Source organism: Dictyobacter alpinus (assembly GCF_003967575.1).
Lineage (GTDB): Bacteria > Chloroflexota > Ktedonobacteria > Ktedonobacterales > Ktedonobacteraceae > Dictyobacter > Dictyobacter alpinus.
Genome location: NZ_BIFT01000002.1, coordinates 1,157,588 through 1,178,049 on the forward strand (window position 1 = coordinate 1,157,588; position 20,462 = coordinate 1,178,049).

Sequence of the window (20,462 nt, forward strand, 5' to 3'; positions counted from 1 at the left end):
AACAAAAAAAGGGATCCTCTCATCGCGAGGGGATCCCTTTTTTGTTGGTAAGTATTATGCCAGATTAGTGAATAGTTCCTGTTCAAGCTCTCCATGATGGGAAGCAATAGCGCTACGCACCAGCACAAAATGCTCATATCCCAGCATCTGCTTGCGCTGCTCTTCTGGCAGAGTAAAGACAAAATTGTCAGGTGCGATCTGCGTCTTATGGGCGGTCAGTGCCTGGATTTTCTTGTCGATATACTTGCGCACATCAATACGCGTACTAATTTGCTCATCGGGCGTGCCCATGATGGCTGTGTTCATCTCTGGATTATTCCACGGACCCGGCTCGCCAGACTCTTGCGCGGCTTTCATGGCCTGCACCATAAATGAGCGTGGCATAGCTGTATAATACAGTCTGGAGGGCTGCCAAGGGGGCAAGTTCAGTTCAGGATAGCAGCGTGGTTCGCCAGCCGCATCGAAAGCAGCATTGGTAATACGATTGGCCTGGATATGATCGGGATGGCCATACCCGCCAAAGGCATCATAGGTCACAATAACTTGTGGCTTAAACTCACGGATAAGAGCCACCAGGCGCTTGACCGCTTCAGCAAAATTAGCTTGATGGAAGCTATCGGGATGCTGGTTAGAATCCCTTCCGGCCATGCCGGAATCACGGAAACCTAATAAGCGTGACTCCTGGATATCCAGGGCCGCCACAGCCTGCTTCAGCTCCTCTCGACGTACCTCGCCCAGACGGGGAAACATCGCTGCTTTCGCCTGCTCATCTAATGCAGGATCAACGATTTCGCCCTCTTCCCCCAATGTAGCTGTGACCAGAACTGTGCGTACACCTTGCTCATTATAATATGCAAAGGTACCGCCAGTACCAAAAACTTCATCATCTGGATGCGCATGAACAGCCATAAATGTCAATGGCGTAGTTGGATCCTGGGACATATTTTCTTTTTACTCCATGTTAAACTGATCTAATATTTTCCCCCATTATATCACCATACTCCCCGGTATAACGAAGGATCTGGAGATCATACTGAGCCAGAAATCATGTCGTGTGGATGCAATCAAGAACAGAGAAAGGCCTGCTACCGGTTCAAACAGCAAACCGGCAGCAGGCCTTTCTCTGTTTTTACTATATCAGGTGCGGCAATTATTGATTGGCAACCACGGCCAGATGATTTTTAAAGCCGAGTCCGAATTCGGTTGGGGTACCATCAAAATTGGAGATTAAGGAGGGGAAAGAGCCGCAGTCATAGGTGCTCCAGGACCAACCCAGATAACCAACACCGTGCTGGTCCGCCCAATTCATCGCAGTATCAACAAAACCATGCTGACAATCGTTCTCACCCAGCTCACCCATCACAACTGGCACTTGTGCGGCTACAGGTCCGATGATCTGATCATAACAGGTTGTGTCCTTACAACCCGAGAAATTATAGATATGGACCGATGCGATCAGGTTGTGTGCGGGATCAGCAGGCATGGCATCTAACCAGCCACCAACCCAGTTCGCATACCCGATGCCAGAGAGCATGATCACGTTTTTAGCACCAGTGCTGCGGATCGTATCAACCATACTCTGCGTGCCTGCAACCGCGAAATCAGCATCACTACATGGAGCAGTGGATGGGGCACTACTCCCGTTCTTCCAACAATCCCAGTTACTTACATACGGCTCATTAAACACATCAAAGATAACTGATCGATCATACTTGAAGACACTGGCGACTGACTTCCAGAAAGCCAGCGAGTGATCTCTATCAGTCATTGGTTTTTGTCCAATGGCGATAGTTGTGCCAGGAGCAGTCCAATGCAAATCAAGGATCGGGATAATCCCACGGGAATTAAGCAAGAGGACATACTTTACAATAGCCTTTTGATAGTTCACTCCCCCATAGGCAGCCTGAACGCCATTGATGCCCAGCCAGCAATCTTCATTGAGGGGGACGCGGACGGTATTGACGTGCCAGCTGGCGATCGCATCTACCGAGGCGGCATCACTGGGTCCATCAAAGATACCAGCGTTACTGGCACACATATACTCGGTTCCTGAACGGTTCACCCCTAATAAACGCAGTGATTTGCCCTGACCATTCAACAACTGATTGCCCTGCACATGCAAATTTAAAATATCCAGGATGCCAGCAGGATTACTACTTGCTCTGGCCTCTCCCGCCGCGCTTAAGGCTGGCACCAGAATAAATAATAGGGTACATAACAGCAACAAGCCACCACGTACAAAGACTCTGGACATACGAAGTTTCATACATGCTCCTTATGAACTTTCCTTGTTCATTTCGTCTTCTGAAAGAAACAGATTGTTCTTTCTCGCATACATTACGAGGACTCCTGCATGAATACACTGCCATCCTTGCTCCGGTTTATTTTCGGTATATTTCTGAAATTTCATACAAAATCATTCAGCAAGAATGTCAATAAATAAAGATTATAGCCAAATATTTCAATTGTCAAGAGCTTTACAGGTGGATTAGTACCTTTAATTAGAAACAAAGCACAAAATACACATCATTTTTATCCAGAAATAAACCGGAATATAACCGTTTTTCTATTGAGCATTTTGCAAACCTATAAATATCAGGTCATTAGACACGTCTACTCAACAAGAGCAGACGTGTAGAGAAAGAGAAGTAATTTCCCCTTACATTATTAACGGTGACCATTGTATACTTACTATTGCGAATGTTTCGCAATAAGGAATGTTTCACAGCTAGGAATTTTCACCTTCACCTGCAGCGTGCCTTGATAAGAAACCAATCACTATTTACCGTATTCAAGTAGCAGGACTGGAAGATGAAATGAGATGCCTGATAGTAGCAACGGAGGCAATACATGCACATTCCAGACGGATATTTGAGTCCGGTTTTTTCGATAGGTACAGGGATAGCGACGGTCCCTATGTGGGGGGTAGCGGTCAATAAAGTCCAGAAGGTGCTCAATCAACGCACGGTTCCACTGCTGGCAATTTTTGCGGCCTTCTCTTTTACGATCATGATGTTTAATATCCCGGTTCCTGGAGGTACTACGGCCCATGCGGTGGGTGGTACATTGATCGCGATCGTTTTAGGTCCATGGGCGGCCGTGATCGGGATCAGTACCGCTTTAATTATCCAGGCCCTTTTCTTTGGGGATGGTGGTGTGCTGGCGATTTTTGCCAATTGCTTGAATATGGGGATTATCCTGCCTTTTACTGGCTACTATGCCTATCGCCTCATTGCAGGCAAAACGCCACTGCTGTCAACGCGCCGCATCTGGGCGGCCGGCATTGGTGCTTATCTAGGCATTACAGCAGCCGCACTGGCGGTCGGTATTGAGTTAGGCCTGCAACCGCTGCTCTTCCAGTCCGGTGGTCATGCTCTTTATAGTCCATATACTATGGAAGTTGCCATTCCGGCGATGCTCCTTTCGCATGCCTTTGGGGCCTCGCTGGTAGAAGCCCTTGTGACAGCACTGGGTATGGCCTATATCCAGAAAAACCATCCACAATATCTCACCGCTCTACGGGGTGCCATTACAAATGCCACTGTTCCGGAAGGACGTAGACTGGCGATGCCACTCTGGCAAATGATCACCATTGGCCTCATGGGCTCACTGGTTCTATTGTTCATTGCTGGCTTGATTACAGGCGGTGGCAATGTCGCACATCTATTTGGCGCTGATTGGTCGCAGGTAGCCTGGTCAGATGTGGGCATGATGCTCTTGATTGTCCTGGCTATCGCGGCCATCGCTATCCCGCTGGCCTGGTTCCTGTTACCTGCATCCATGCGACAAGTAGGCACCACCTTTGTGGCGATTGCGATCTTTGCCCCCATTGGTCTGATTGCGCCTGGCTTTGCCTATGGAGAGGGAAGTGCCGACGATGTCAAGCAGGCCTTCGGCTATATGCCTCAGGGATTAAAACAGCTTTCAGGGGTCTGGAGTGCTCCTTTTAGCGGCTATAATCTACAGGCCCCATTCTTTAGTGATCCCAATGCGCCAATGTGGAGACAGGGACTGGGCTATGAGCTCAGCGGCTTGATTGGCATTTTATTGATTGGTGCTATCTTCTGGGGTCTGGCCGCTCTACTGGCTCGCTTCAGCAAATATACGAAGCCTCAACAAGAAGCAAGCGAGCAAGTATGAGTAGTACAACTTCACAACAACGCGCAACACACAAGGAATACAAACGACAGTTTGGTTGGATTGAAAAGACCATTGCTGGCATCGCCGGTGCAATTGAACAAGCCGTCTTTACCGAGGAGCATAGCCGTAAAAATGGCTTGCTCCAACGGATTGATCCACGGGCCAAACTGGCAATGTTTCTGATACTGGTTCTCGCAGCCAGTCTGTCAAATTCGCTGATCGCGCTGGCCTGCCTCTATCTGGTCCTGCTCGCGCTGGCCCGCTTGAGTAAAGTTCCTTTTGATTTCTTTATCCGCCGCGTGTGGATCGGAATTCCTTTTTTCGCTGGCATCGTTATTATTCCTTCTATCTTCTTTACCAGTGGACCTCGTCTCTTTGATATTGCGCTGGGAGCGCTCCACGTTGGACCATCGCTCTCCAGCCTGCTGAGCGGAGCTGTTTTTGTGGCCCGCGTTGGCGTCTCGGTCTCACTGGCGATACTCTTAATTCTAACGACGCCCTGGGCAGATATCCTGAAAAGTTTACGGGCCTTGCATGTGCCACAAATCTTTGTGCTGCTGCTCTCCATGACCTATCGTTATATCTTTCTCTTCCTGCACTCGGCCAATGGAATGTTTGAGGCTCGCAAGAGTCGAACCGTTGGGAGGAGTAGCGGACAGGAACAACGCGGTTGGGTGAGCGGCTCCATGAGCCATCTGATGAACCGCTCCTTTAAGATGAGCAATGATGTGTATGCAGCGATGGCGGCCCGTGGTTTCAAGGGCGAGGTTCGCTCATATAATGCCTATACAATGACGCAGCAGGATTGGCTGGCGCTGTTTATTTCATGTATATTGGCCCTGATCATTTTTTTCATTGGAAGGTATGTCCGATGAGCTTTGAAGCTATTTCATATACAGATACAACAATTTTTGAATTACAGAATGTGCGCTATCTCTATAATGGTCGGCAACTGGCCCTGGATGGAATTGATCTGACTATTCAGCGTGGTGAACAGGTTGTGCTGCTTGGTGCTAATGGGAGTGGCAAATCAACCTTACTAAAGTTGTTGGACGGGATCTACACACCTTCATCCGGTAGTATGCGTGCCCTGGGACAAGATATTCAGGCCGCTACCGTTGGAGAGGAGGCTTTTCGTTTCCATCAAGCCATAGGACTCGTCTTTCAGGATCCCGATATTCAGCTTTTCAGTGCGACGGTCTTTGATGATGTAGCCTTTGGACCACTGCAGATGGGGTTGAGTCAGCGGGAAGTAAAAGAGCGCTGCGATGAGGCCCTTGAGTTGATGGAGATCACGCACCTTGCCCAACGTGCGCCATTTGAGTTATCAGGCGGTGAAAAGAAACGCGCCGCGATTGCTTCGGTACTTTCTCTCAAGCCGGAGGTTATCCTGCTTGATGAACCAACGGCCGCACTGGATCCACGCACCAAATGGGTACTGGTCAACCTGATTCGCAAACTGGGAGAAGCGGGCAAAACAGTGATCACCACTACCCACGAACTTGAGATCGTGCCGGTCATCGCCAGGAGAATCCTCGTGATGGGCGAAGATCGCCGCATTCTGGCCGATGGTGTGCCCGAGTATATCCTGAAAAATCGCGAACTCCTCATCAAAGCCAATCTGATTCATGAACATCTACATCAATTCGGCACCATCCAGATCTAAACGCCTGCTACTGTTTCAAGGGTGCTCTTGATTACCTTGCCATACAAACATGCACAGTGAATCACATACAAGCGGCAATGAGGAACAACGCTCATGCCGCTCGTAGAGTATCTGGCAGCATCAAGCACGGGTCACATACAATGTCACGTCATCTACATTAGCAAAAAAGTTCGAGCGTGGATCGTTTGATCCTATAGCCTGAAAACCGATCTGTACCGACTTGCCGAGGTAGGGAATCAAGGCAGTGGTGATATCAAAGCTATATTGTACCCAACCATTGGTATCCGTATTGCATAATTTCTGAATTTCTGTAGCTTTGGCAACAGGTGTTACCAATGGGCGGACAAAAACATGTAAGGTATCTGTACAGGCGGTGGCAGTATCAGCCCTTCCAATATAGACCCAGTAACTCAACACAGCATCAAGGATGGAAGCCGGGACAGTCACAGTTTGCGCAATAGTATCGTCACAATTGGCATACCCACAGAGATATGCACTATATGTAGATGAATGTGGATTGTTTGTACTTACGAGTTCATATCCACCTTTGGAGGTTTCTTGCCACGAGCTTTTACTAGCATTAAAACTCGGATTCTGAATGATCTGTGTAGTGATACCTGGAGGTACTGACAGACTGGCCAGGTTTACATCATCCACATCAACGAAAAAGTTCGAGCGTGGAGCACTGGTACCAGCGGCTTCAAAGACGAGTTGGATCGTTTGGCCCGCATATTTTACCAGGGAAGATGTGACATCAAAACTATAAGGCATCCAGCCATTCGCATCCGTATTGCACAACTTCTGTACCTGGCTAATCTGCTCGCCCTTTGCCGTCCGCAAGAAGACCTGGAGATTATCCTGACAGGTAGTAGAGTTATCACCCCGACCAATATAAATCCAGTAACTGAGCATTATCTTTCTGGCAAATAAAGGTATTGCTGTGGTTTGCGTAATCAAATCATGACAATCAGGATAACTGCACAAATACGCCGCATATTTGCCCGTATGGGGATTGGCGGTGCTGATAAGTTTAAAGCCCCCGTTTGAGTGTTCCTGCCAGGAAGATTGTCCAGACTCAAAGCCTCCATTACGCAACAATTGCGTCGTTAATCCTGGCGAGCTCTGGAGATCACGCATAATGTTCCAGGCATCTGGCGTTCCAACGCCGGTCGCTAGATCGTAATCAGGGCCAGCTTGATAAAATAGATTTGAACCTTTGGTGACATCATGATAGGGAGGATGAACCTGGGGCGTGTTATAGAGGCGGTAAAGCGCAGGTAGTGCATGGCCGAGCGGCGAAACGTGGGTTGCCAGCAGAGCCTGATTGATGTCAACCGCGATCCCGGCCCACAGCGGTGCCGCCGCACTGGTTCCTCCTACCACTTGCCAGCCGGCACCTTTCGATTTTCCGCCCGTGAAGTAGATAGAATAACCAGTCGCGGGATCTGCATTGGCGGAAACATCTGGAACCAGACGCTGGGGGTCGGTGAGATTGGAACCACTCTGATAGCTCGGACGCAAGAAATGTATACTTTTACCTCCACCACTTCCAGGCGAATGCAAGATCCCTCCAAACAAGGAACCACCCCAGGCGATTTCAGTGAGATATTCCTTATTGGAGCCAGTGATCAGCGTGGTACCACCCACACCCACCACATAGGGATTATCGGCGGGCGAATCAACCGCTAACTTTTGAACATCATTATCCGTACAATCATAGGCACCCGCATCCCCACTGGCCGCAAAAAATGTTTGTCCCTGAGCCGCTCCTTGCTTGAAGATCGTATTCAGGGCATCCAATCGTGCCGATGAACTGGCTAATTCACATTCGCCCCAACTGACACTCACCACTTTCGCTATGTTATCGGTGACAATACGATTATACGTATCATTCAAGCCAGCGGCCGTATTCGGGCCAATATAAACTTTTTGCGCAGCCCCAGGCGCCATAGCCGAGATGGCTTCCATGTCCAGCGTCACCTCAATCGCAGTAGTACCGGGAGTGTTACTCGTACCATCGACCAGTACATTGGATACGTTGAGCGAGCCTAATTGGTACTGTCGACGATAGGTCGCGATATCAGTAGGATCATAGCCATCCAGTTCTAGCAGCCCCACCGTTTGACCTGTCCCATCCCATTTCGCAGCGAGTAATGGCGTCACATCATAAGCGGTCCGCAGTTCATCGGGCGTAAAGCCGCCTTTGGGGCCTGGATGAGCATGCAACTGCTTGAGTCCCCGTTGCAAGTTAATAGGGTGATCCAGGGCCACATTATTTAAGCCAATAACGTATTTTACATCATCTTCGAGATTAGCAGGAAGGAGTGGATCAACGTCGGGAGCATAGACAACCCGCGTCTTCAGTTGATAGTTATTGATATTGAGCGCAAAAGCCTTCTCAGCACCAGCGACAGTGGTTAACGCATCAATCAGCACATGGTTCGGGGCGATAGCAGTAACCTGCATTCCTTGCTGACGCAAATAAAGGACAACTTTATTGACCGTAGCCTGCGTGGGCGCAAACTGGCTATTAAATTCTTGCGTAGTCAGATAGTGATGATAGTGAGAAGACGTGGGATCATTTTGAGCCTCCAGCAAGGTATCTAAACCAACCTCATCCCGAAATTTCAGGACAACATTCAGTTGTAAGAGTAACGCTTTGGGCGTGGGCCCAATTGGTTTCATATTGTTCAGGAGTGGAACGGCGTGGCCAGGATTCCTTTGACCCTGCATATGAGGCCGCTGCACGCTCTGAGCAGAGGCCAGAGCCTCACGCGGAGTCAGGCCAGTCAACACCACCACCAGGACTATTCCGATGCAGATGATTGTTCGTGCCCACGTTGATTTATCGCTAGAATTGTGTATGTAACGAGATGTTTTCATTTTAGCTCCAGGAGTATGCAGTGATTACCAGAAATTGCGTTCTGCAAACGTATCATCTTAGCAAGTAATAAATAGCTAAACAAACAAGAACGAAATTTATTACTTATAGCATCCATACAAATTGGCTCTCCGTCCTTTGAGTGGAGAACCATCATTCAAGAAAGCAAGTGATGGTCATGGATACGCTCACGCCTCTTGAGCATGTCTCTCAATCAGGAGGCGCCAGGTTGAATCTATTGGCCCTTACAACCCATTTCACTCTGAAGGACGGTGAGCTTACAAATTTTGCATTACATAATCTTTATAGTGTAATTATATGAAAAGCAATAAATCATTTTTATGAATTTTATATAAACGTGACAGCACTTTTAAAGGAAAAATATTCTGGTAGAACAATAATAGTCAAGAGGAGTGATGGTTCATCTGACTATGTCTGGCGTATCCATTTCAGCAAACATAGTGGACAAACGAGGAAGCGATCAGAGTGACGTCCATTCTAAAGAGAGATGTAAAGATTGACCGAGCGCTCTATACATTGCTCGGTTTTATGTTATATCCTTTATAGAATGTTCGTCGGCTATACTGCTGCTCGCTGGTCTGTTTCTTCGAGATAGCAGCGTAGTTTACTCGTTTTTAATAGCATAAGGGAAAATTTTATATGCCGAATACTCCCCAATCTCAGACCATTACATTGCCTGCGGGCCAATTTCATTATTTAAGTTGGAACGCTGAACATAGAGAATTACCAGCCTGTGTATTAGTCCACGGTATTACCAGTTCCAGTCAGAGTTGGATCCGCGTGGGAGCGGCACTGGCTGATCGCTATCGTATATTTGCGCTGGATATGCGCGGGCATGGCGATAGTATCAAGCCGACAGCAGGAGGCTATACATTACACTTAACGGCCAGTGATGTTGCGTATTTTATTCAGGCCCTCGAACTACAGGATCCTATCCTGATCGGTCATTCCTGGGGCGGGGCCACCGCACTCGTGCTTGCCAGCGGCATCCATGAAGAATTACCCATCATCCATTTCTCACGCATTATTCTAGAGGATTTTGCCCATAACTTCGGTCATGGAGACCCACGTAAGCGCGCGGCACGCTTTACCAGTGACATCGGAGTTCCCGCCGACGAGTTACGCGTCCGTTTAAGCACCCAGAATCCAAACTGGACCGAAGAGGATATCGCCGGCAAAATTGATTCGGCCAGCAAAGTCAGTGAAGAGACGATCATCAACGTTTTTGCCGAGACTGAAGCTGAAGGTGAGTTGCTCCCCTTATTAAGTAAGCTTACAGCGCCAACGCTGGTTATACGGGCAGATCCAGCCCAGGGATCCACATTAGATGCGGCGGCCTGGCAAGAAGTACAACAACGTTTACCAGTTGGTAGCGTAGCAATAGAGATTCCTGGCGCTTCACATAATGTCCATCGCAGCAATTTTGCTGAATTTATGGATGCAGTCAATACATTCCTGGCTGGAACCCACCAGCGCTAACAGGAGAGAATTTTTCAGACGCCCATCCCATGAAGAAACAAACCACTTCCGCATAGGCGAGAGTCGACGCTCTCGCCTTTTTAAATTATGTGGTGCAAAAAAAACGTGTTGTACCACATAATTTAAAATATCTGAAAGATCTTTACAGAGACCGACAAAGAATGATCGAGATTGCAAAAGTTACCCACAGCTGGAGTACAATCAGATGGGTAACTTTTTATTGAGGAGGGTCTATGGCTTTTCGGACTCCGTATGTGCGTGGAGTGCTCCACCTTCAGGCCCTGGGCCTGACCAATCAGCAGATTGCACAACAGCTCTTCACTGGTCAGAACACCGTCAAGTGGCACCTGAAAAACCTGACTCTCAAGCTCGGCGTCCATACCAGGCTCCGAATCGTACACCAGGCTCAACGGCTCCATCTACTTCAGCCCTGAAAACCCTTCCTTTGGAGGGTCTCACGCCTCAACTCACTTGCTAGAATAGTACAGGGGCCTGCGTAAACTGAGACGTTCTCGTAGAAGTGAACGCTGTGAATGAGGAGAAAAGGGCAGGCTCCTACAAAAAACAGCAACCTTCCAGGAATGAATAGGAAGAGAGAAGAGGATACATATATGACACAAACGAAGGGTGTGAGCTTGAAAGAGGCGCCAGGTCCCCAGGATGGGGCCTTTGGTGGGCATATGCGCGAGCTACAAAAAGATAGCCTGGGCCTGTTTATGCGTATGTTCCGCGAGTATGGTGACATTGTGCGTTTTCGCGCGCTGGGAAATATCTATCTCTACATGATCTCGGATCCTGATGGGATTGACTACATGTTACGCCGCAATAGCCAGAACTATGCACGGGCCACTGCGCATAAAACCTTTGAGTCGCTACTGGGAAATGACGGTCTGCTCACCATCGATGGACCATCCTGGCTGCGCCAGCGCCGCCTAGCGCAGCCCGCCTTCCACCGCCAGCGGATCGCCGCTCTGGCACCTATGATGACCCGTGCCGCAGACCAGACGGTCCAGCGTTGGCAAGAATACGAAAACAGGCAAGAAAGCTTCGAGCTTCTGCATGAGATGATGAGGATTACCCTCCAGATTGTCGCGGAGGCCCTGTTCAGCATCGATGTCACACAGGATGCCGATCAGATTGGCGCCGCATTTGGGAGCACCCTTGGCTATCTCCAGCACAGCCTCTCTCATATTATGCCTCCACTCTTTGTACCCACCAGGCGGAACCGTGAGTATCAGGAGGCACGCGGACAACTGAATCGCTTTGTCTATAAACTGATCGCGGAGCGGCGGAATTCGAACGAGGATAAGGGCGACCTGCTCTCCATGTTCCTCCAGGCACGTGATGGTGATACTGACGAGGGCATGAGCGATAAGCAGCTCCACGACGAAATCATGACCATGTTGCTGGCTGGACACGAGACGACAGCAACCACGCTTACCTGGGCCTGGTATCTGCTCTCACAAAATCCTGAGTCCGAACGGCGTATGCATGAAGAGATCGAGAGCACGCTCAGCGGACATACCCCTACCTTTGAAGACCTACCGAAGCTGGCCTACACGCGTATGATCATTGACGAGACCATGCGTCTCTATCCACCCACTACCGGTGTTCCCCGCACCTGTATCGCAGATGACGAGATCTGTGGTTACCGTATTCCCGCTAAAGCCAATATGGTTGCCAGCTCATATGTTGTGCATCGCCATCCTGCGTACTGGGAGCATCCCGAGCAGTTTGACCCAGAGCGCTTTACCGCTGAACGCTCGGCAGGCCGACCACAATTTGCCTACTTCCCTTTCAGCGGTGGACCACGCCAATGTATCGGAAACAACTTCGCCCTGATGGAGGCCACGCTCATCCTGGCCACTATAGCCCAGCGCTACCGCGTATATCCTTTGCCCAATAGCCAGGTCATCGCCGAGCAATTAGTGACTCTGCGCCCCAAAGGAGGTCTCTTCGTTCACATAGAACCACGCTCATGACGCCTTTTATGCTAAATGTGCCAAATGTGTTGGGGACTCCGGGGCTTGTCTGCTTGCGGTCGTGCTTCATATTTGGTGAGAAAAGTGCCAGCAGGAGGAAAACATCAGGTGTTCCTCCTGCTGTTCTATTAAAGTTCCTGATGGATAAACGCTACTTATATCACACATTGTATCCAACTATCACAAAAACACTGACAGGCCAGGTGGGTCAGCCTACAATAAAGATGAACCATTGGGATCTACTACTACCTCCAGCACTGATGGCGTATTCCCTTGAAGGAGGTGTTGGATGGTTGGCGCCAGTTCCTCAGGCCGGGTGATCCTTTGGGCATGACAGCCAAAGCCTTCGGCCAGTTTGATGATATCGAGATCTGGTAGGTCCAGACCAGGGATCTGTTCGCCAACTTTTTCAAATTGGGCAAAGGCTTTCAGGATCGCATAGGTGTTGTTGCGCAGGATCACAAAGAGCACAGGTAACTTCAACTGGGCCGCTGTCCATAAGGACTGGATCGAGTACATGCTTGATCCATCTCCTAGCACGGCAACCACTGGCCTCTGAGGCAGAGCCAGCTTTACCCCTATCGCCGCTGGCATAGCGAAACCAAGTCCACCACTACCGGTCAAATAGAAACTTCCTGGCTGTGTGGCCTGGATATACTTACGCAAAATACCAGCGGTGGAGGGAGATTCATCGAGCACTACGACATCCTCTGGCAATACCTGACTGAGCGTATGCATCACAAAGGCTGGCGGGATAGGTGTCTGGGCCACTGGTATCTTTGGTTGCGGGCGCACCGCTGGCTTGACGTGCTCGGAGGCGGAGAGCAGCGGCAACAATTGCTCAATAGTTAGAGCAATATTGCCCACCAGACTCCAGCCAACCTGGATACGAGCGGCTTCATCAGGATCATTGCTGATATGGATTACTTTTGTACCCTCCTTGATGATGGCACCGGGCACATATGGATAATAGTGAAAGACAGGTGCACCCACGACCAGCACGGTATCATAGTCAGCCAGTTTATCACTGACCATCTTAGTCACCGGTGGTAGATCACCCTGGAAGAAAGGATGGTTATCAGGAAAACCAACCCTTGGCGACAGCGGAGCCCGCCAGACAGCCGCATGGGTACGTTCAGCTAAGGCGATCAGCGCTTCCCAGGCATTATCTCGATCAGCCTCGGCACCTACTACCAGCGCTAACTTCTGACTATCCTGTAATTGCTTCGCCACCGCTTGCAGGTCCGCCGGATCCGGAGCAGTACGCAGACTGACCTCGCGCACGGCAAGCGGCTCAACCTCAACATCCCAATCATCCATGGGGATAGAGAGGAACACGGGTCCGCGTGGCTGCTGGCAGGCAATATAATACGCACGCGCAATCGCGGCCGGCACATCCTGTGCACGTGCTGGCTCATAACTCCACTTCACATATGGCTTTGGTAGTTCGGTAGCTTCACGGGCAAAAAGTAACGGCTCCAATGCCATCATCGGGCGCACCTGTTGTCCCGCCGTAATCACTAGTGGGGTATGCTGACAAAAAGCGGTCACAATACTTCCCATAGCATTACCCACACCGGGCGCGGTATGTAGATTAACGAATGCCGCCTGCCCGCTAGCCTGAGCATATCCATCCGCCATCGCGACCACAGAGGCTTCCTGTAATCCCAACACATAGCGAAAATCCTGTGGATAATCGCGCAAAAATGGCAGTTCAGTCGAACCAGGATTGCCAAAAATAGTCGTCATTCCTAGCGAACGCAGCAGACGAAAAGTTTCCTCTCGCACTGTAGCCATGATTTTTCCTTTCTCACTCAAAAAAGCAACATTGCCTATTATATATATACTACTTACCTGTACTCACATGCTAGCCCAGAAGATCCACACTCATCCATGGCTGATATCAGCGGGCATTGCGCTCTAAGTTGAGATTCTGCTGCCCGATCAATTTACATATGTTAATATATAACCAGAAAAGCAACATATGACATTCTATCCTTCGACGATAGTTGCATTGGATTCAATAAACACTGGATCTCAGCAAAGATAATCCGCAAAGTTGGCGTTTTCTCATACAGGAGGGAGTTGATAATGGCTCGTATCAAGCTAGCTTATATTGGTGGTGGTAGTACGCGTGGGGCTGGAACAATGGCTTCATTTATTCATCAGGGCGAAAATTTTGATGGATCTGAAGTCGTGCTGATTGATCTTAATGCAGAACGGCTACAGATTGTCCAAAAGATAGCCCAGAAGATGGCTCGTGCCAGGGGATTGGATATCACGGTTACAGCCACCACAGATCGGCGCGCGGGACTCCAGGGCTGTAATGCGGTCCTCACCAGTTATCGGCCTGGGGGCTTTGAGGCCCGGTATCTGGATGAAAGTATCCCTTTAAAACATGGCGTCATCGGCCAGGAAACTCAGGGACCAGGCGGCTTTTTTATGGCGCTGCGCAGCATCCATGTCATGAAGGATATTATCCAGGACATGGAAGAGATCTGTCCCCATGCGATCCTGTTCAACTATACCAATCCCATCAATCTTGTCTCCGAGGCAATAACACATCATACACAGATCGAAACATATTCATTCTGTGAGGGTCCAATCATGTTTAATGACCGCTATGCACGCCTGGCGGGAATAGAACCAGCCGAATTGGACGCGGTCTCCATCGGTTTAAACCATGGCTCATGGTCGATTCGCCATCAGTATAAAGGACAGGATTTCATGCCCCTGTTGCAAGCAGCCTATGAGCGCATGCGCGCGGATAATAGCGTTCCCTACCAGACGCTACGTATGCTTGAACTGGCGTGCACCATGGATTCCTTACCCAACAATTATTTCCAGTATTATTATTATAAAGACGAAATTCTGGCAGAACTGCAACAGAAACCCACCACGCGTTCACAGGATATCATGGCCAATGTCGACGATTATTGGCAACACTATCGCGAACAAGCCGAGAGCGCTGTGCCTGAACTGGATCCTGAACGTTCACGTGGCGGCATCCATGAATTGGAACTGGCCATTGATGTGATGGATGCCATCTACAATGATCGCAAGGAGATCTGGTATGTCAATATGCCCAATCGGGGAGCACTCGCAGATTTTCCTGATGATCTGGTGGTGGAGATGCCTGGTTTTGTGGATCGTAGCGGCATTACACCTTTGGTCCAGGGACATCTCCCTCGACAGGTGCGTGGCCTGGTCAAGATGCTAGGTGAATATCAGGCACTGGCAGCCGAGGCGGCCTGGACAGGGAATCGCAAACAGGCCATTCAGGCACTGGCCAGCAATCCGCTGGTCCATTCCTTGCATAAAGCTGAAACTATTTATGATGAGATGGCGGCCGCGCTCCAGGAACATCTACCAGCACGCCTGCTGAAATAAAGGAAAAGATACAACTATGCATATCGTTGTGACAAAAGATCATACCACGATGAGCCAGAAGGCTGCCAGATTGATCGCTGATCTCATCCAGCAGCAGCCCACGGCTGCATTGGTGGTAGCGACCGGCAACACACCATTACAAGCCTATCAGGAACTGGCTTCACTGGTACAGCAGGAACACATAAATGTATCCTCTCTTCAACCTTTTCAATTAGATGAATATGTGGGAGTGGCCGCAGATGATCCCCGTTCTCTGTATGGATGGAGCAAACGAGCATTCCTTGATCCCCTTCAGCTACCTGCGGCAAGTATCACACGTCTACGCGGTGACCTCGACGATACAGCCGCCGCCTGTCGAGATTATGACCGGGCGGTTCACGCCGCCGGAGGCTTTGAGCTGGCTATACTGGGGCTAGGACCAAATGGGCATCTGGGCTTTAATGAGCCACCAACCCGAAGTATCGATCCTACACGCCAGGTTACATTGACACCCGCCTCGCTAGCCAGTAACGCAGCTTATTGGGGCGAGCAAACAGTACCTGAACAGGCCTTGACCTGTGGCATGAACCATCTTCTTGCGGCCCGTCACATATTCCTACTGGTCTCAGGCGCACATAAACGCGAGATTCTCTGGCAGACCGTCAAAGGACCAGTCACAGAGGAGATCCCATCATCCTATCTACAACAAATAGCCAATATAACCATTATCGCCGATCATGATGCCTGGCCCAACGAGGACGAAATCCCATAAACAACTTTTCCTGTACGAACATTTTGCGTGGACAACGACTCAAAACACAAGCGAGCTGTCAGCAATAGAACAGACCACATGCTATTAGCGGAGAGAGGATGCATATCTATGCCTTATATTCTGGGTGTCGATGGTGGCAATACCAAAACCATTGCGCTGATCGCCACGCTGGATGGCCGTATCATAGGGTCCGGCCGGAGTGGCTGTGGTGATATCTATCATAGCTTTAGCACCTCTACACGTAGTGCAACCGCGGTCACTACGGCCATCAACAATATCACGGATGCCGTCACACAGGCCCTACAGCATGCACAGATCACGCTAGATCAAGTGCTCACGTCAGTTTTTAATCTGGCGGGCGCTGATTGGCCAGAGGATTTTGCCCTGCTACAAGCCGCGATGCAAGAGCGTCATTTTGGTCAGACGATTGTTATCCAGAACGACGCCCTGGGCATCCTGCATGCAGGCTCAATTGAGAATATTGGAGTCTCAGTGGTCTGCGGCACTGGTTGTACCACCGGTGCGCGCGGACCCGGTGGACGAGTCTGGCATGCCAGTTTCTGGCAAGGTACGCAAGGTAGCGTCGATCTCAGCAAGAATGTGCTCAATACCGTAGTTCGTGCTGAACTTGGTCTGGAAGAGCCAACCATCCTGACAAACCGTGTCTTGAACTACTTTGGTCTGGATACGGTTGAGGATGTTTTACATACCCTGACCAGACGCGAAAAACATACGTCAAATATACCGCGTATCGACGGACTGACCCCCATTCTTCTCGATGAAGCGGACGCAGGAGATACGGTGGCCCGCCGCATTATCCAACAACATGGCTGGTCATTAGGTGATTATGCAATCGTTGCGGCCCGCCGTGTAGCCATCACACAGAGGCCATTTCCACTGATCCTGGCCGGTGGAGTCTTTCGTCACACGTCATCACAGCTAGTAGACACCATTGTCGAACGCGTCCGCCAGGTAGCGCCCAACGCTCAACCTGCACGAGCGCAATTCGAACCCATTATTGGTGTCCTCTTTAGCGCCCTGGAACTGAGTGGCATCCCAATTACCGAGACAGTGCGCACCCAACTCATCGCCACTCAGCCCAATGCCACACTCTTTGATACACGAGGCTAATCCATCCCAGTTATGGACACGTGATAGCTATCTCTTGAGGCTAAAGAGTGCCACTAAGCCAAAGATGATAATGGCAATGCCTGAGATCCGATTAATCCAGAGCATCCATTGTGAAGTAAATCTGTCTCGTATCAAGCTGACACCACTGATTAGCAGAAGCCACCAGAAGGTCGAGCCAAGAAAAACACCGATGACAACCAGGAGAGCAGTCATAATACTGTTTTGCGTGCTACCCACTCCCAATCCAGCGAAAATGGCGGCGAACGAGAGAATTGTGAGTGGATTCGTCAGGGTAAGTAAAAAGGTAGAGAGGTAGGCTCCCACGAAACTCGGCGTTCCCGTCGCTGTCGCAGCCTTCTCAGCAGGCTTTGTCAAAACTGTTTTGCCGCCGAGATAGATCAAGAAGAGACCGCCCACAATCCGAATCCAGGTCTGCTGGTTGATGAGGAACGTGGCAATGACAGTTAAGCTAAAACCAGCAATCATGCCATAGAGACCATCGGCGCTCGCCACGCCGAGTCCAGAAATCAAACCATAGCGCAGACCCCTTTGTAGTGTGCGCTGGATGCATAAGATACTCATTGGGCCTACCACGGCCGCCACTGAAAGACCTATGAATAAACCTCTGAGAAAAAAACTGGTGTCCATAGCCTTTTCCACTCCTCATAAAACCATACGTGCCCTGACGCAAAAAAAAGTCGCCAGACCTTTCATAAAAGGTCTGGCGATAAGAGCGTCTACTACTTTTTTGTCAGGGAGTTAAGAGCATGCGCGCTAGACCAGACCTCCGCTCGGGCTGGTTTCCTTGTTGCTGCGCGCCAATGGTAATGCTCTGTGAGCGTAAACTATTGTGATCCATCAAACTCCCTATGCTTCGTGCGGTTCAAAGATCCCGACGAATTAAAAAGCAGTGTAGCATATAGCGGAGCTTTTCTGCAAGCACCCTTTTTACCATGATGAAATTTATGTGCTTCCTGGTATATACTGTAAACAGCATCTGGTCAGTTTGAAAGGACCAATTCTATGCCCAAAAAACAGGCCACATTTTCACCTGACGTGTTGATTACACTTGAACGTGGCTCAGGCCAATCCCTCACGCAACAGATCATCACCAGTCTGCGAACATCGATTCAGACTGGCACATTAGCCGCTGAATCCTGCTTGCCGGCCTCCCGTCTGTTAGCTCACGATCTGGCTGTCTCGCGCAATGTCATCGTGGAGGCATACGAGCAACTGATCGCGGAAGGTTATCTAACCAGTCGACCACGCTCCGGCACCAGGGTCGCAATACTGGCTAAACATGATCCGGCAACAAACTCCGATACATCAGAGTTACCAATCTCTATGCACTATGATTTTCGTCCTGGCATACCAGATACCAGGCTGTTTCCGCGTACTGCCTGGGGGGCAGCGATGCGACAGGTGTTACAGACAACGCCTGCTAGCCTGCTCGACTATGGAGATCCACGCGGTGCGCTAGAGGCACGCCATGAAATCGCGGCATATTTACGCCGGGCGCGTGGCACCATTACAGATCCAGCCCATCTACTCCTTACAACTGGGTTTGCTCAGGGATTAAGCTTGCTGTGTCAGGTCTTAAAAGCTCGCGGTCTGACCAGGCTGGCAATGGAAGAGCCAACCCATAGTGGGCAACGCGCCTTAATTCGTCAGGCCGGTCTGGAAGTAATAGGGATTCCTGTGGATGCCGAGGGAATACAGGTAGATGCATTGATGCAGTCAAATGCACAGGCCGTATTGATCACACCCGCGCACCAATTTCCGCTAGGTGTGGTGCTCTCACCCGCGCGCCGACAGGCATTATTGCACTGGGCCCGTACACACGATGCCTTTATTATTGAAGATGATTATGATGCTGAATATCGCTATGATCGCGCTCCGGTTGGAGCCTTGCAAGGTCTGGATGTAGACCATGTTATCTATGGCGGTTCCGTGAGTAAAATGCTCGCGCCCGCTCTACGTATCGGTTGGCTCATCGTGCCTGATCGGCTCCTTCCTCAGATGATCGAGGCCAAACGCTACACAGACCTGAGCTCGTCGGTACTGGACCAGCTGACATTTTCACTGATATTGGCAGACGGACAGCTCGACCGGCATTTACGTCGTGTGCGACAAATCTATCGCAATCGACGTGATATTCTGGTAACATCTGTCATCGAACATATTCCAGGCGCAGCAATTCAAGGGATCGCGGCTGGGCTGCATGTCGTGGTGACGCTACCAGATGCAATCAGTGAAGAAAAAATTATTGCGCAAGCGAGTTCCAGCAGTATTGGGCTCTATGGTTTGCACAGTTATTGCCAGCCAGCCCCCTCTGCTCCAGCGGCACTTGTGATGGGATACGCAGCCTTGTCTGAAGTCGCCATCAAAACCAGTCTAAAACAATTAGGCCAGCTTCTACAAGAAGTCCCTGCTATAAAAGAAAGAAGGTAAAAATGGAAGAGCGCAGCATTGATGAATTACGACGAGAGGCGCTTCCGATAGATGAGATCAGTCAGATGCAGCTACAGCAACAGATTTTCGAGGTTATCTGGGTAGATATTTCAGATCGACCTGACCTGGCTGTATTGTCTTCCACAAAACAGTCGGAGGAGAGCGAGGCGCTCTGTACCTGGTGGTATGCGAATCCAGGCAAGCATACAATGCAGATTGGATTACGCATCGAGGTGCAACAACCAGCCCCGATGATCATCCAACTGGCCTTCAAAGTCTCTCAATATCAGGAGGAACTTGCATTGTTGGCCCGCCATGGTAAATTGTGGATCGTGCCAGGGCCACCACCTATCAAAGTTACCGGGACGGTCGAACTGGATCAACGTACCTTCCTGAACCGTATCCTTGATACTAACGGGCAGGGACTCTTTGTAGGCTTACCAGAACAATTAGTGACAGAATTGCGTAGTCAGTTAGCCGAGTGGAAACGCATCAAGTAATTTTTTGGCTCGCTACGTTGGTTCTGCTGGCATTTCCTTGACTTATCCTTTTTAAAAGGTTACGCTTTAT

The 20,462-nt window shown here is 49.8% G+C and carries 16 protein-coding genes; 11 read left to right on the forward strand and 5 right to left on the reverse strand.

What is annotated here, in order from left to right; translation table 11 throughout:
* Positions 1-54 precede the first annotated feature (54 nt).
* Positions 55-942 carry an N-acetyl-1-D-myo-inositol-2-amino-2-deoxy-alpha-D-glucopyranoside deacetylase gene (gene mshB, locus EL633_RS27160; RefSeq protein ID WP_126630405.1) on the reverse strand — a complete coding sequence of 296 codons (888 nt, stop codon included), beginning with the start codon at positions 940-942 and terminating at the stop codon, positions 55-57.
* A 208-nt stretch (positions 943-1,150) separates the two neighbouring features.
* Positions 1,151-2,266 (reverse strand): cellulase family glycosylhydrolase, encoded by a 1,116-nt coding sequence (locus EL633_RS27165; protein WP_218027594.1) that lies wholly within the window; start codon positions 2,264-2,266, stop codon positions 1,151-1,153.
* Between the two features lie 584 nt (positions 2,267-2,850).
* On the opposite strand from EL633_RS27165, the gene cbiM reads away from it, so the two are divergent.
* The 3 genes from cbiM to EL633_RS27180 are packed head-to-tail and all read left to right on the forward strand — an operon-like array spanning position 2,851 to position 5,806.
* Entirely contained in the window at positions 2,851-4,140 is a 1,290-nt protein-coding gene (gene cbiM / locus EL633_RS27170) for a cobalt transporter CbiM (RefSeq protein ID WP_126630406.1), read from the forward strand.
* Positions 4,137-5,015, forward strand: a complete 879-nt coding sequence (gene cbiQ, locus EL633_RS27175) for a cobalt ECF transporter T component CbiQ (RefSeq protein ID WP_126630407.1) — start codon at positions 4,137-4,139, stop codon at positions 5,013-5,015. The genes cbiM and cbiQ overlap by 4 nt, the downstream gene beginning before the upstream one ends.
* The gene (locus EL633_RS27180; RefSeq protein ID WP_126630408.1) at positions 5,012-5,806 is read left to right on the forward strand and encodes an energy-coupling factor ABC transporter ATP-binding protein; all 795 of its coding nucleotides are present in this window, start codon (positions 5,012-5,014) and stop codon (positions 5,804-5,806) included. The genes cbiQ and EL633_RS27180 overlap by 4 nt, the downstream gene beginning before the upstream one ends.
* 120 nt (positions 5,807-5,926) lie before the next feature.
* Here EL633_RS27180 and EL633_RS27185 read toward each other — a convergent pair whose 3' ends face one another.
* The gene (locus tag EL633_RS27185; protein WP_126630409.1) at positions 5,927-8,689 is read right to left on the reverse strand and encodes a protease pro-enzyme activation domain-containing protein; all 2,763 of its coding nucleotides are present in this window, start codon (positions 8,687-8,689) and stop codon (positions 5,927-5,929) included.
* Between the two features lie 658 nt (positions 8,690-9,347).
* Here EL633_RS27185 and EL633_RS27190 point away from each other — a divergent pair.
* The 3 genes from EL633_RS27190 (at position 9,348) to EL633_RS27200 (ending at position 12,169) form a co-directional block, all read left to right on the forward strand.
* Entirely contained in the window at positions 9,348-10,187 is an 840-nt protein-coding gene (locus EL633_RS27190) for an alpha/beta fold hydrolase (RefSeq protein WP_126630410.1), read from the forward strand.
* Between the two features lie 233 nt (positions 10,188-10,420).
* On the forward strand, positions 10,421-10,621 hold the full coding sequence (locus EL633_RS27195) for a LuxR C-terminal-related transcriptional regulator (RefSeq protein ID WP_126630411.1): 201 nt from the start codon (positions 10,421-10,423) through the stop codon (positions 10,619-10,621).
* Between the two features lie 177 nt (positions 10,622-10,798).
* Entirely contained in the window at positions 10,799-12,169 is a 1,371-nt protein-coding gene (locus EL633_RS27200; RefSeq protein ID WP_161982483.1) for a cytochrome P450, read from the forward strand.
* A gap of 213 nt (positions 12,170-12,382) precedes the next feature.
* On the opposite strand, the gene mdlC is transcribed toward EL633_RS27200, so the two are convergent.
* Positions 12,383-13,966, reverse strand: a complete 1,584-nt coding sequence (gene mdlC / locus EL633_RS27205) for a benzoylformate decarboxylase (protein ID WP_126630413.1) — start codon at positions 13,964-13,966, stop codon at positions 12,383-12,385.
* Between the two features lie 294 nt (positions 13,967-14,260).
* Here mdlC and EL633_RS27210 point away from each other — a divergent pair, with 294 nt between their 5' ends.
* The 3 genes from EL633_RS27210 (at position 14,261) to EL633_RS27220 (ending at position 17,441) form a co-directional block, all read left to right on the forward strand.
* Positions 14,261-15,559: a family 4 glycosyl hydrolase gene (locus EL633_RS27210; RefSeq protein ID WP_126630414.1), complete on the forward strand. Its 1,299-nt coding sequence runs from the start codon at positions 14,261-14,263 to the stop codon at positions 15,557-15,559.
* Between the two features lie 16 nt (positions 15,560-15,575).
* Entirely contained in the window at positions 15,576-16,310 is a 735-nt protein-coding gene (locus EL633_RS27215) for a glucosamine-6-phosphate deaminase (protein WP_126630415.1), read from the forward strand.
* A 108-nt stretch (positions 16,311-16,418) separates the two neighbouring features.
* A complete protein-coding gene (locus EL633_RS27220) occupies positions 16,419-17,441 on the forward strand; it encodes an N-acetylglucosamine kinase (RefSeq protein WP_161982484.1) in 1,023 nt (340 codons plus the stop codon).
* Between the two features lie 27 nt (positions 17,442-17,468).
* On the opposite strand, the gene EL633_RS27225 is transcribed toward EL633_RS27220, so the two are convergent.
* On the reverse strand, positions 17,469-18,089 hold the full coding sequence (locus tag EL633_RS27225; protein WP_126630417.1) for a LysE family translocator: 621 nt from the start codon (positions 18,087-18,089) through the stop codon (positions 17,469-17,471).
* A 375-nt stretch (positions 18,090-18,464) separates the two neighbouring features.
* Between EL633_RS27225 and pdxR the strand changes: the two genes are divergently transcribed.
* Positions 18,465-19,892 carry a MocR-like pyridoxine biosynthesis transcription factor PdxR gene (pdxR, locus tag EL633_RS27230; RefSeq protein ID WP_126630418.1) on the forward strand — a complete coding sequence of 476 codons (1,428 nt, stop codon included), beginning with the start codon at positions 18,465-18,467 and terminating at the stop codon, positions 19,890-19,892.
* A gap of 2 nt (positions 19,893-19,894) precedes the next feature.
* Complete coding sequence (locus EL633_RS27235) at positions 19,895-20,392, forward strand: hypothetical protein (protein WP_126630419.1); 498 nt, start codon at positions 19,895-19,897, stop codon at positions 20,390-20,392.
* Positions 20,393-20,462: the final 70 nt, after the last annotated feature.